The 11,952-nt window shown below is 64.6% G+C and carries 11 protein-coding genes; all 11 read right to left on the reverse strand.

Translation table 11 applies throughout. The annotated features are described in order from the left end of the window. Positions 1–127: 127 nt before the first annotated feature. Positions 128–1,048 (reverse strand): FAD binding domain-containing protein, encoded by a 921-nt coding sequence (locus tag ACLFLU_RS01910; protein WP_426410684.1) that lies wholly within the window; start codon positions 1,046–1,048, stop codon positions 128–130. After that, entirely contained in the window at positions 1,045–3,732 is a 2,688-nt protein-coding gene (locus tag ACLFLU_RS01915; RefSeq protein ID WP_426410685.1) for a molybdopterin-dependent oxidoreductase, read from the reverse strand. Before ACLFLU_RS01915 ends, ACLFLU_RS01910 begins: the two co-directional genes overlap by 4 nt. Beyond that, positions 3,729–4,370: a TetR/AcrR family transcriptional regulator gene (locus ACLFLU_RS01920; protein WP_426410686.1), complete on the reverse strand. Its 642-nt coding sequence runs from the start codon at positions 4,368–4,370 to the stop codon at positions 3,729–3,731. Before ACLFLU_RS01920 ends, ACLFLU_RS01915 begins: the two co-directional genes overlap by 4 nt. Before the next feature lie 311 nt (positions 4,371–4,681). Next, positions 4,682–4,954, reverse strand: a complete 273-nt coding sequence (locus ACLFLU_RS01925; RefSeq protein WP_097663320.1) for a DUF1150 family protein — start codon at positions 4,952–4,954, stop codon at positions 4,682–4,684. 51 nt (positions 4,955–5,005) lie between these two features. Next, positions 5,006–5,431, reverse strand: a complete 426-nt coding sequence (locus tag ACLFLU_RS01930) for an Hsp20 family protein (protein WP_014438749.1) — start codon at positions 5,429–5,431, stop codon at positions 5,006–5,008. A gap of 247 nt (positions 5,432–5,678) precedes the next feature. Beyond that, positions 5,679–6,764: a sn-glycerol-3-phosphate import ATP-binding protein UgpC gene (locus ACLFLU_RS01935; RefSeq protein ID WP_426410687.1), complete on the reverse strand. Its 1,086-nt coding sequence runs from the start codon at positions 6,762–6,764 to the stop codon at positions 5,679–5,681. A gap of 6 nt (positions 6,765–6,770) precedes the next feature. Next, positions 6,771–7,619 (reverse strand): sn-glycerol-3-phosphate ABC transporter permease UgpE, encoded by an 849-nt coding sequence (gene ugpE, locus ACLFLU_RS01940; RefSeq protein WP_426410688.1) that lies wholly within the window; start codon positions 7,617–7,619, stop codon positions 6,771–6,773. Beyond that, on the reverse strand, positions 7,619–8,500 hold the full coding sequence (ugpA, locus tag ACLFLU_RS01945) for a sn-glycerol-3-phosphate ABC transporter permease UgpA (RefSeq protein WP_426410689.1): 882 nt from the start codon (positions 8,498–8,500) through the stop codon (positions 7,619–7,621). Before ugpA ends, ugpE begins: the two co-directional genes overlap by 1 nt. Positions 8,501–8,554: 54 nt before the next feature. Continuing rightward, positions 8,555–9,871, reverse strand: coding sequence for a sn-glycerol-3-phosphate ABC transporter substrate-binding protein UgpB (gene ugpB / locus ACLFLU_RS01950; RefSeq protein WP_426410690.1), 1,317 nt, complete (start codon positions 9,869–9,871; stop codon positions 8,555–8,557). A 250-nt stretch (positions 9,872–10,121) separates the two neighbouring features. Further along, on the reverse strand, positions 10,122–11,324 hold the full coding sequence (locus ACLFLU_RS01955) for a CaiB/BaiF CoA transferase family protein (RefSeq protein WP_426410691.1): 1,203 nt from the start codon (positions 11,322–11,324) through the stop codon (positions 10,122–10,124). A gap of 173 nt (positions 11,325–11,497) precedes the next feature. Then, complete coding sequence (locus ACLFLU_RS01960) at positions 11,498–11,923, reverse strand: organic hydroperoxide resistance protein (protein ID WP_027531600.1); 426 nt, start codon at positions 11,921–11,923, stop codon at positions 11,498–11,500. Between the last annotated feature and the right edge of the window lie 29 nt (positions 11,924–11,952).

Below are 11,952 nucleotides of genomic sequence, written 5' to 3' on the forward strand. Positions count from 1 at the left end.
GTTCCCTCCCGCCTTGTGGGGCCGGCATGCCCCGCAAGAACGGTGCCCGCGCTCGCGCCGGCTACGAAACCATTAAGGCGGCCAGTGGCAAAATCGGTGCCGAGCTCTTCGCCGCGTGCGCGACCAGCTAGTCCGAAAGCCGCTCCAGCACGTCGCGCACCAGCCCTTGCAGAAGATCGAGCTTGTAGGCCGTCATCGGCAATGGTTTGGCACCCGAGGTCGCCGCTTTCGCCGCTTCTGCGATCGATGCCGCATTGGTAACCTTGCCACTGAGCGCGACTTCTGCGGCGGTGAGGCGAAGCGGCACGGGCGCGACGCCGCCGGCAGCGAGACGCACGAGCTGGAACTTGCCGCCGGCGATCACGACGCGGGCGCAGAGCTCCACTAGCGGCCATTCCGCATAGGTCCGGCTGATCGCCCGCTTGTAGGAAGCGTGCTCGCCCGCAAGCGGAGCAGGCAGCGCAATGCTCTTGATCATCTCGCCTGCCGCGAGTGTATGATCGGCGTGCGAGACCGAGCCATCGCCGAGCAGGTCGGCAATCGTCAATCCGCTGCGCCGGTCCGTGGTGATGGTCGCATCATAGGCGAGCAGAGCCGCCGCCATGGTCGAGGGATGCGGCGCGACGCAGTCGCCGAGATCGAAGGCAACGCCATAGAGATGATTGCCTGTTCGGGCAGGGCAGGTGCTGCCGCTTTTCTTCAAACAATCGATGTCGGCCCGGCGGAAATACCAGCAGCGCGAACGCTGCGCGAGATTGCCGCCGAGCGTTGCAACCTGGCGCACCTGTGGCGTGGCGAGGCCTTGCGCGCTCGCCGCAATGCCGGGATAGGCAGCGGCGATGCGCGCGTCCGTCGCGATCGTGGCGATGGTGGTAAGTGCGCCGATCTGGGCTGCTCCGTCGGCGTCCCAGGTGATCGCCTTGTAGCCGGTGGCCGAGATATCGATCAGCATTCCCTGCGACACGCCGCTGCGGCGGCGTTCGCTGAAGTCGGTGCCTCCGGCGCGGAATTCAGGCGTGGGCTTGGCGGTCATGACGGCGACACTCATGCTGCATCCCTCCCTTTCAGCGCGGCCACCAGGCGATCGGGCCGGAACGGAATTTCGGTCAACCTCACGCCGATCGCATCGCGGATGGCGTTGGCGATCGCGGGCGAGGTAGGCACTGTGGCGACTTCGCCGATGCCGACGCTGCCGCCCGGCACATGCTCGAAACCGGCCTCGTCGAAATGCACTTCCAGTTTCGGCATGTCGGCAATCCCAGGAATGCGGTAATCCTCCATGCTGCCGCTCAGGATGTGGCCGCTCAAAGGATCGGTCTCCCGCGCTTCATAGAGTGCGTAGCCGATGCCCTGGATCACCGCGCCCGCGGCCTGGCTTCGCGCCAGCGTCGGCGCGGCGAGCTTGCCGATCGCGAGGCCCGTATAGGCGTTCAGCACGCGCACATGGCCGAGCCAGGTATCGACCTCGACTTCCATCACCTGCACCGAGCTCGGCACGCCGGCGCCGACCACCATGTGGTTCATCAGGCGCAGCACCCAACCGAACACCCGGCCCATGATGCCCGCCTCGTGCAGCGCGGGCCTGACGCCGGGCGGCGGCTTGCCGTCCTCCTGGCGTCTCGCCGAGACGGCGATGTTGGGAGAAGCCGCAATCATCTCGCGCCACGGCGCGTTCGAGCCCGGAGCAGGTGTGCGAGACGCGGTGCGCTTGATTTCCGCTTTCAGCTTGTCGATGGCGAACAAGGTCGGCGGCACCACCGAAGCGGTGACGCGGCTACCGCCGGAGCCCGGACCGGGCGGCAGGTTGGAGCGGCCGATGCGAACTTCCACATCCTGCGGCTCGAGATCGAACGCCTTCGCGACGGTGTTCGCGATCACGCTGCGCGTGCCTGTGCCGATATCCTGTACCGCGCAGCTTGCGACGATGCGGCCGCCCTCGACCGCGAGTTCGACCGAGGAGCCGGTCTGCCAGAGATAGAGCCAGTAGCCGGTGGCGACGCCGACGCCGCGCCGGTAGCGGCCGGTCTGCGAGGCGGCCAGCTTGCGGTTCTTCCAGACGTCGAGGCCGGCGGCCCAGTCGTACAATCGCTGGCGGTTGGGATCGGGGTCCCAGAGCTTGCGCAGGTGAATCGGGTCGACCTTCATGCGCAACGCCGCTTCGTCGACCGCCTGCTCCAGCGCAAAGGCCATCGGCGGACCGCCGGGGCCGCGGAACGGCGCGCCGGGCGGCAAATTGCTGAGCACGTCGAAGTCGACGAGCTCTTTTGCTTCGGCCGGATAGATCAGCCGCGCCAGGCCGGCGATCAGCGAGTTCACGGCGGCGCCGGTATCGGCATGCGCGGTGAGCGACAGCGCCTTGAGGCGGCCTTCCGTCGAAGGCAGCAAGGACAGCTTCAGCTCGGCGGCCGGACGATAGCCGGTGACGGAAAGCTCCTCTTCACGATCGAAGGCGACACGCACCGGCGCCTTCGCGGCGCGCGCAAGCTCGATCGCGGCGATGGTCTCCAGCCCAATGCTGCCCTTGGAGCCGAACCCGCCGCCGACATGATCGGCGATCACACGCACCTTGTCGTGCGGAAGGCCATAGCGCTTGGCGATCTTCTCCATGCTCTCGTGAATGGCTTGCGTCGAGATGTGCAGGGTGAGCTGATCGCCATCGAACCTGGCCACGGCGGCATGTGGTTCGAGGCTTGCGTGCTGTTGCGTCGAGACGCGGAAGGTTTCCTCGACCAGCAGCGGATTGCGTTGCTGGCGCGCCTCGTCAAGCCAGCTCTTGGCCTGCTTGGCTTTCTGCGAGAACGGCGCCGAAGGCCCGCGTACATTGCCCTTCCACGACACCGGAGCGCCGCCGGCGCCCTCGGACACGTTGCCGGCACGCTTGCGGTCCCTCTTTTCGAACACGACGGGCGCATCGTCGCGTCGCGCTGCATCGAGCCCGATCACCGCGGGAAAAGGCTCGGGCTTGAAGGTGATCGCGGCGATTGCCTTCAGTGCGGTGCGGCGATCCTTGGCCGCGACTGCTGCAATCGGCGCGCCGACGAACCGGATCATGTTGTCATCGTCGAGCAGCGGAACGACCGCGGCAACACCGGCAATGGCGCGCGCCGGCGCCAGATCAAGCCCGGTGATCCTCGCATGCGCGACGTGCGCGCGCAGGATGACGCCTTCGAGCTGGCCGTCATGGTGGATGTCGACGGTGTAGCGGGCCAGTCCCGTCACCTTGTCGCGGGCTTCCAACCGCGGCGCGATGGGATCGTTGCCGTCGAAGCGGCCCGAGCATGCTTCGGCGACGGCGCGATAGATGCCTTCATAGGCGCCGCAGCGGCAGAGATGTCCCGATAGCGTGGCGGCGATCTCCTCGCGCGAGGGTGTCGCCGCGCCCTTGGTCGCGCGCCAGCTGTCATGGAAGGCGGTGGCTTCGACGACAAAGCCGGGCGTGCAGAAGCCGCATTGCAGGGCGTCGTGCGCCATGAACGCCTTCTGCACCGGATGCAATCCGGCTGCTCCGACGCCCTCGATGGTCGTCAGCGATTTGTCGGCGGCCGCCTGCGCCGGCAACAGGCAGCTCACGACGGGTGTGCCGTCGAGCAGCACAGTGCAGGCGCCGCAGACGCCGGAGCCGCAGACGAGTTTGGTGCCGGTGAGGCCGCCATCGCGGATCACGTCGATCAAGAGCGCATCCGGATCGTCGGGTAGCACCAGAGGCCTTCCATTGATGGTCGTGGTGGTCATTTTCGAACTCCCGTTTTGCGTAGGGACTTCTTCGCGGACGGCGCCATCGCGCCGGCGATCAGCATGCGCAGCATGGTTTCGAGCTGTTTCAGGAACGCGTCGACCGGCTGCATGGAAGGGAAAGCGGATTTGGTGCCCTTGATCGCCATCTCGACGCAGCGCGCGAGCTCGCGCACGCTGACACCGCTTTCGAGCGTGAGCTTTCGCTTGCGGCACACCCGCGCGATCGTGGTTGCGATCTCGTCGGCGAAACGGTTGGAATAGCTCTGGTAGAGGTCGCGCGCCTGCGCGAGGTGCTCGGAAAACAGCTCGTCGGTATGGGGCGAGTCCTTGAGCGACGCGAGCAGCGACTGCATCCGCGCGCCGATCTCGGCGACCAGGATGTCGGCAAGCTCGAGGCCCGCTTCTTCCGCCGCCTTCGCTGCCGCGATTTCGGCAGCGAGCCCCTGCTCATAGAGCCGCTCGAGCACGGCGCGAAACAGCGCCTCCTTGGAGGCGAAGTGATGATAGAGCGCCTGCCGCGTCAGTCCGGCCTCCTCCGCCGCCTGCTCGATCGAGGAGCGGCGGAAGCCGTGGCGCCGGAACACGCGCATGGCGGCGTCGAGGATACGGTCCTGGGGAAGGGCCTTGGCCTGCATTTTGTCAGATTTTACAAATATGAATTAAATGTCAAATCACGGATTGATGACGGTCTCCTGCGCGCACTAGCTGAGGTCGCCCCGAATCGAAGCGGTATCCCGTCAGTGTCCGGAGGTGGGCTGCCTCCGAGGGGTGATCCGGATCGAGGGAACGATTGGGTTGCTTCGCGGCGCCTATCGTCAGGCCGCGCTGTGCGCGGACCCGTTGGCCGGCGATAGCGACGCGAAAACATCACCTCCCAAAGCAAAACGGGCATGCCTTCGTGCGAAGGCATGCCCGTCAAAACTCTAGTCGTGCGACGTGCGTGCGCTCAGTGCACGCTCACCGCTTGCAGCTCGTTGCTCCAGGCATTCGCCACTGCGGCTTCGCGGCTGTCGGTCAGCATGATCGGCGTGCCGTCGGCGGCGTGAAGCGCGAACAGCTTGAGGCCGGGCGCGATCTTCGGGGCCTCGGGGAACAGGCCGGGCACATCCTCGGAGCGGATCTGCTTCACATAGGCGATGTGGCCTTCGCCGAGGGTTGCCAGCGTCTCGGGCGAGACGGCCTTGGCTTCGTATTCGAACGCAACGTGACCTTCACTCATGGTCTCGACTCCTTCACAGAAACTAAGCGGTCGAGTCCGCTACTCGTTCCATTATTCGTGCTCATTGATAGCGATTGTCTTAACGATCCTCTCCGGTTCTGGCCGGGCAAGATCGACTGACAGCAGCCCGTTCTTCAGATCCGCACCCAGCACCAGCATCCCCTCCGCCAGCACGAACGTGCGCTGGAAGTGGCGCGCGGCGATGCCGCGATGGATGTATTGCCGGGTCTTGTCGTCCTGCTGCCGCCCGCGGATGACGAGCTGGTTTTCCTCAATGGTTACATCGAGTTGGTCGCGGGTGAATCCGGCAACCGCCAGCGTGATCCGCAAACGCTCGGGCTGGCCGTCCGACCGGTCGCACCTCTCGATATTGTAGGGAGGATAACCGTCGGCGCCTTTGACGACGCGATCGAGCACGCGCTCAATCTCGTCGAAGCCCAGAAGGAACGGACTGGATAACGTGGGAACACGAGACATAGTTTACAAAGTCCTCTCGAAGCGACTTTGGCATTTCAGGGCCCGGAAGCGGCGCCCCTTGGTCAGCAATATGGGCATATCGCCGTGTGGGTTCAAGCACCTAGCATGGGGCTGTGGATTCACTGTTTCCGGGGGCGTCCGGCTATGACGAATTTGCGGGGCGATTTATCCTAATGAAAACAGGGCCCCTTCTACTGTGCATGGGGTTGTTTTCGCCTCTTTTGCCGGCTGGTCCTATCGGAACCGGTCAGGCCTCGATCCGCGTCCGTCCGTCGCCGCTGAACAAATGCAGCTTTTGGCGTACCGCCGCGACCCGAATCTTCTCACCGATCGCCGGAGCCTCGGTTCCGGGGATGCGAACGATGACCTCGCCCGGCGGCAGCTCACCCGGCGTGGCGGCGACGCGCTGCTCGTCCTGGGCGCGCGAGCCGTAGATGAAAGTTTCGGCGCCGACGCGCTCGATCGCTTCCACCGTTAGCGGCAATGCGACGCCGCCGGCCGGGGTCTGGTCGGTGATGACAAAATCTTCCGGACGGATGCCGAGGATGCCGGCCTCATTCGCGCTGCCGCCAAGCTGCGATTTGATTTCCTCAGTGCGCGTCGACATCAGATTCATCGGCGGCGCGCCGATGAAGGAGGCGACGAAGGTCGTGGCCGGCTTCTCGTAGATGGCCAGCGGATTGCCGACCTGCTCGACCTGGCCGCCATTCATCACGACCAGGATGTCGGCGAGCGTCATCGCCTCGAGCTGGTCGTGGGTGACGTAGATCGACGTGGTGTTGAGCCGGCGCTGCAATTTGCGGATCTCGACGCGCATCGCGATGCGCAGCTTGGCGTCGAGGTTCGACAGCGGCTCGTCGAACAGAAACACTTTTGGCTGGCGCACGATGGCGCGGCCCATGGCGACGCGCTGGCGCTGGCCGCCGGAGAGCTGGCGCGGCTTGCGCTCCAGCATGGCCGAGAGCTCGAGCACGCGCGCGGCTTCCTCGACGCGGGTCTTGACCTCGGCCTCCTTCATGCCGCGATTGCGCAGGCCGTAAGCCATGTTGTTGAACACGCTCATATGCGGATAAAGCGCGTAGTTCTGGAACACCATCGCGATGTCGCGATCGGCGGGCTCGACCTGGTTGACGACGCGGCCGCCGATGTCGATCTCGCCGCCGGTGACGGTCTCGAGCCCCGCGACCATGCGCAGCAGGGTCGACTTGCCGCAGCCGCTTGGTCCGACCAGCACGCAGAACTGGCCGTCGCCGACATCGACGTTGACGCCCTTGATGGCCTCGAAGCCGCCGGTGTAGGTCTTGCGGACGTTGCGCAGGGTGACGTTCGCCATAACTCTCTACTTCTCCGTCTCGACCAGGCCGCGCACGAACAGTTTCTGCATGGCGACGACGACGAACACCGGCGGCAGCATGGCCAGCACGGCGGTCGCCATCACGACCGGCCATTCGGTCAGCGCGTCGGTGGTGGTGATCATCTTGCGGATGCCGACCTGGATGGTCTGCATGTCGTCGCGCGTGGTGATCAGCAGCGGCCAGAGATACTGATTCCAGCCGAGGATGAAGAGGATCACGAACAGCGCCGCCATGTTGGTGCGCGACAGCGGCAGCAGCGTATCCCAGAAGAAGCGGAGCGGACCGGCGCCGTCGATGCGCGAGGCTTCCAGGAGTTCATCCGGCACGGTCATGAAGAACTGGCGGAACAGCAGCGTCGCGGTGGCGGATGCAATCAGCGGCAGCGCGAGGCCCGCATAGCTGTCGAGCATATGCAGGTCGGCGACGATCTTGTAGGTCGGATAGATGCGCACCTCGACCGGGAGCATCAGCGTAATGAAGATGATCCAGAAGATCGGCATCCGGAACGGAAAGCGGAAATAGACGATCGCATAGGCCGAGATGATCGAGATCGCGATCTTGCCGACCGCGATCAGCAGTGCCATCACCAGCGAGTTCAGCATCATGTTGCCGACCGGCTCGCGGGTCGAGCCGCTCGTGCCGACGAAGATGGTCTGATAGTAGACCTCGAAGAAATGCCCGCCCGGCAGCAGCGACATCTGCCCGTTGGCGATCAGCGCGTTGTCCTGGGTCGAGGCGACGATCGCGATGTAGACCGGGAACGCGACGATCGCGATCCCGATCCACAGGATGATATGAGCGACGTAGCGTCGAAAGCCCTCTTGCTCGACCATCAGTAGGTCACCTTGCGTTCGACAAAGCGGAACTGGATTCCCGTGAGCACGATGACGAGGATCATCAGGATGACGGATTGTGCCGCCGAGCTGCCGAGATTTCCGCCGAGCAGGCCGTCGGTATAGACCTTGTAGACCAGCGTCACTGTCGATGTGCCGGGTCCGCCGCGGGTCATGGTGTCGATGATGCCGAAGGTGTCGAAGAAGGCGTAGACGATGTTGACGACCAGCAGGAAGAAGATGGTCGGCGACAGCAGCGGGAACGTCACGGTCCAGAACCGCCGCATCGGGCGCGCGCCGTCGATTGCGGCGGCCTCGAACACGCTCTTCGGAATGGCCTGCAGGCCGGCGAGAAAGAACAGGAAATTGTACGAGATCTGCTTCCAGGCGGCGGCCAGGATGATCAGCGCGGCGGCCTGGTTGCTGTCGAGCAATGGATTCCAGTCGACGCCGGCGGCGCGCAGATATCGCGCGAGCACGCCGAGCGAGGGATGCAGCATGAAGATCCAGAGCACGCCGACGACCGGCGGGGCAACCGCATAGGGCCAGATCAGGAGCGTGCGGTAGAGCATCGAGCCGCGCAGCGGCTTGTCCGCCATCACGGCGAGCAGCAGCGCGAAGGACAGCGACGACACGGCAATCGCAAACGAGAAGATGAAGGTCCGGACGATCGCTTCAAAATAGGCGGGGTCTTTGAACAGCTCGATGTAATTATCGAACCAGACGAAGTTCGACGAGAGACCGAAAGCGTCCTGGAGCAGGAACGACTGGATCACCGCCTGCAAGGCCGGCCAATAGAAGAAAATCAGAACCACTGCCAGTTGCGGGGCAACCAGCAAGTACGGCAATAGCTTTGATTGGAAAATCGCTTGCTTTTGCATGATGGGGTGGCGCCGGCGGGCCGCTGATCGTGCGGCACCGCCGGCGCCTTCGCCTTATTTCACGGCGGTCTTTTCGAACTGACGCAGCATCGTGTTGCCGCGCTCGACCGAGGCATCCAGCGCCTGCTTGGCGGTCTTCTTGCCGGCCAGCGCCTGCTCGATCTCTTCCGACCAGACGTCACGCAGCTGAACCATGTTGCCGAGGCGCAGGCCGCGGGAGTTCTCGGTCGGCTCCTTGTTGGTCAGCTCGAGCAGCGGGGTCTCGAGATAAGGCTGATCCTTGTAGAAGCCTTCCGCCTTCGCCTTTTCATAGGCGGCCTTGGTGATCGGCAGATAGCCGGAGGCCTTGTGGATGTAGACCTGACGATCGGTGTCGGAGAGGAACGTCAGGAACTTTGCGACGCCCTTGTATTCGTCGGCCGACTTGCCGCCCATGACCCAGAGCGAGGCGCCGCCGATGATCGAGTTCTGCGGCGCGCCCTTGACGTCAGGATAATACGGCATCGGCACGGCGTTGAAGTTGAACTTGGCCTGCGCCTTGACGTTGCCGAAGAAGGACGACGAGGTCAGGTAGATTGCGCACTCACCCGAGGTGAAGCGGCCTTCACCCTGGCTGGTGCGGCCGGCGTAGTCGTAGGTCTTGTCCTTCTGGAGCTCGACCAGCTTCTCGAGATGCTTGACCTGGAGCGGTCCGTTGAACTCGAGCACGGTGTCGAAGCCGTCGAGGCCGTTGGCCTTGCTGGCGAGCGGCACGTTGTGCCAGGCGGAGAGCTGCTCGAGATTGACCCAGGTGACCCAGGAGCCGGAGAAGCCGCAGGTCGGATGGCCGTTGTCGTGCAGCTTCTTGGCGACCTCGAACACTTCGGGCCAGGTCTTCGGGATCTCGGCGTTGACCTTCTTCAGCTCGTCGAGGTTGACCCACATCACGGTCGACGACGAGTTGAACGGGAAGGACAGCATCTCGCCCTTCGAGGTCGAATAGTAGCCGGTGATCGCGGACAGATAGTTCTTCGGATCGAACTTCTCGCCGGCGTCGGCCATCAGCTTGTAGACGGGCTTCACGGCGCCGGTCGCGGCCATCATGGTCGCGGTGCCGACTTCGAACACCTGCATGATGTGCGGTGCGTTGCCGGCGCGGAAGGCGGCGATGCCGGCGTTCATGGTGTCGGGATAGCTGCCCTTGTAGGTCGGGATGACCTTGTAGTCGCTCTGCGACGCATTGAAGTCGTTGGCGAGCTTGACGATGACGTCGTTGTTCGCGCCCGTCATCGCATGCCACCACTGGATTTCAGTCACGGCCAGCGCCGGCGAAGCCGTCATGCCAACCGCGATTGCAACAGCGGCAGCCGCCCCAAAATGTCGAAGAGCCATCAAGTAACCTCCCTTGGCCGTCAAAAAGATCGCTTGCGCTAGCAGCGCCATATGACGTTCACATGACTGTGTAAGCGGCCGAAACGAAAGCGGCAAGCGCCGGAAAAGGGAAGCCATCAAATAGGCGAACGCGCCGCGCGCAGCCTCCTCCGTTCGCGGTGCACACCAGTGCCCGCGCCGCACTGCGGCATTTGCAGATCTCTCTAAACCTCTCCCGCTTGCGGGAGAGGGAGCGCACCGCCGTGAAGGCTTAGCGCTTGCGCTCGGGCCCGCAGACCACGCCGCTCTTGACCATCGCGTCGATCTCCGCCTGTGAGTAGCCGAACTCGCCCAGCACCTCCACGGAGTGCTGGCTGAACTTCGGCGGCAGGCGGCGCAGGCTCGGCTTGCTGCGATCGAGCCGGATCGGCGAGGCCACACCCTTGTACCAGTCCTTCTCGATGACATCGCCGCGCGCGATCGTGTGCGGGTTGGACAATGCCTGGTCGATCTTCTGCACGGGACCTGCGGGCAGGCCTGCGGCGAGCAGGCGATTGCACAGCGGCTCGGCCTCGTGCTGGCTGAACACCGCGGCAAGCTCCGCGCGCAGCGCGTCGCGATTGGCGATGCGGTCCTTGTTGCGGGCAAAGCGCGGATCGGTGCCGAGCTCGGGCTTGCCGATCTCCTTGGCGAGCTTGCGGAAGGTGCCGTCATTGCCGACGCCGATGAAGATGTTGTCGGTTTTGGTCGGGAAGATCGCGTAAGGAACGAGGTTCGGATGCTCGTTGCCGGTAAGTCCCGGCGGCTTGCCATGCATGAAATAATTCGCGGTGTGCGGATGCATGATGGCGAGGCCGGTCTCGTACAGCGTCGTCTCCAGGAACTGGCCCTTGCCCGAGCGCTGCCGCTCCGACAGCGCCATCAGGATGCCGATCGCCGCGTAAAGACCGGTGGTGATGTCGACCAAGGGCACGCCGATCCGCATCGGCCCGCTCTCGGGCGAGCCGGTCGCCGCGATCATGCCGGTCATGGCCTGGATGATGGCGTCATAGCCGGGATTGCCGCCGCGCGGGCCGTCGGCGCCGAAGCCGCAGATCCGGCAATGCACGAGGCGCGGATATGTCTTGCTGAGCACATCGTTGCCGATGCCCCATTTCTCCAGCGTGCCCGGCTTGAAATTCTCGATCAGGACGTCGGCCGTCTCCAGCATCTTGAGCAGCACGACACGGCCGCCCTCGGAGGCGAGGTCGAGGCCGATCGAGCGCTTGTTGCGGTTGATGCCGACGAAATAGGCCGCGTCGTCCTCGTGGAAGGGAGGACCCCAGTCGCGTACCTCATCGCCCGCGGGTGGCTCGACCTTGATCACGTCGGCGCCATGGTCGGCGAGGATCTGGGTGCAGTAGGGACCGCCGAGCACGCGCGTGAGATCGATGACGCGCAGTCCGCTCATTGCGCCGGTTGCGGGTTCAGTCATGCCTTCGCTTCCCCTGTGTCGATAATTGACCACAGGCCTAGCGAGGTTCGTCCAAGCCAGCAATGGCTTGCCGCGTGGGGGCGTATGCGTCGCCGCGCAATCCCGCGGCATGGCAAATCAAGCGGAAGCGGCCGGCCCGAGGGGGATCTCGGGCCAGCCAATCCACCGTCAGATCAGACGACCGTCAGGCGAACGTCGACATTGCCGCGGGTCGCGTTGGAGTACGGGCACACCTGGTGCGCCTTCTCGACCAGCGCCTCGGCGTCGGCGCGGGACAGGCCCGGCAGCGAGACGGCCAGATCGATGTCGAGGCCGAAACCGCCGGCCGAGCGCGGGCCGATGCCGACCGTCGAGGTGACGGAGGCGTCAGCCGGGACCTTCGGGCCGCCCTGCGAGGACACGAACTTCATCGCGCCGATGAAGCAGGCGGCATAGCCGGCCGCAAACAGCTGCTCGGGATTGTTGCCGGCGCCACCGCCGCCGCCGAGTTCCTTCGGCGTGGTGAGCTTGACGTCGAGTGCGCCGTCGAGGGTCGCAGCATGGCCGTCACGGCCGCCGGTGGCTTTTGCGCTGGTCTTGTAGAGGACGTTCACGGACATTTTCGTCTCCCTTGGGGTCTTCGGGTTGG

Source organism: Bradyrhizobium ganzhouense, from assembly GCF_049949285.1.
In the GTDB taxonomy this organism is placed as follows: domain Bacteria; phylum Pseudomonadota; class Alphaproteobacteria; order Rhizobiales; family Xanthobacteraceae; genus Bradyrhizobium; species Bradyrhizobium ganzhouense.

What these genes read in the sequence shown, in the direction of transcription:
- ACLFLU_RS01910 (WP_426410684.1), bottom strand. Translation starts at nt 1,048, where the DNA reads ATGAGTGTCGCCGTCATGACCGCCAAGCCCACGCCTGAATTCCGCGCC.
- ACLFLU_RS01930 (WP_014438749.1), bottom strand. Translation starts at nt 5,431, where the DNA reads ATGTCTCGTGTTCCCACGTTATCCAGTCCGTTCCTTCTGGGCTTCGAC.
- ACLFLU_RS01960 (WP_027531600.1), bottom strand. Translation starts at nt 11,923, where the DNA reads ATGTCCGTGAACGTCCTCTACAAGACCAGCGCAAAAGCCACCGGCGGC.
- ACLFLU_RS01935 (WP_426410687.1), bottom strand. Translation starts at nt 6,764, where the DNA reads ATGGCGAACGTCACCCTGCGCAACGTCCGCAAGACCTACACCGGCGGC.
- ugpA (WP_426410689.1), bottom strand. Translation starts at nt 8,500, where the DNA reads ATGCAAAAGCAAGCGATTTTCCAATCAAAGCTATTGCCGTACTTGCTG.
- ACLFLU_RS01925 (WP_097663320.1), bottom strand. Translation starts at nt 4,954, where the DNA reads ATGAGTGAAGGTCACGTTGCGTTCGAATACGAAGCCAAGGCCGTCTCG.
- ugpE (WP_426410688.1), bottom strand. Translation starts at nt 7,619, where the DNA reads ATGGTCGAGCAAGAGGGCTTTCGACGCTACGTCGCTCATATCATCCTG.
- ACLFLU_RS01920 (WP_426410686.1), bottom strand. Translation starts at nt 4,370, where the DNA reads ATGCAGGCCAAGGCCCTTCCCCAGGACCGTATCCTCGACGCCGCCATG.
- ACLFLU_RS01915 (WP_426410685.1), bottom strand. Translation starts at nt 3,732, where the DNA reads ATGACCACCACGACCATCAATGGAAGGCCTCTGGTGCTACCCGACGAT.
- ugpB (WP_426410690.1), bottom strand. Translation starts at nt 9,871, where the DNA reads ATGGCTCTTCGACATTTTGGGGCGGCTGCCGCTGTTGCAATCGCGGTT.
- ACLFLU_RS01955 (WP_426410691.1), bottom strand. Translation starts at nt 11,324, where the DNA reads ATGACTGAACCCGCAACCGGCGCAATGAGCGGACTGCGCGTCATCGAT.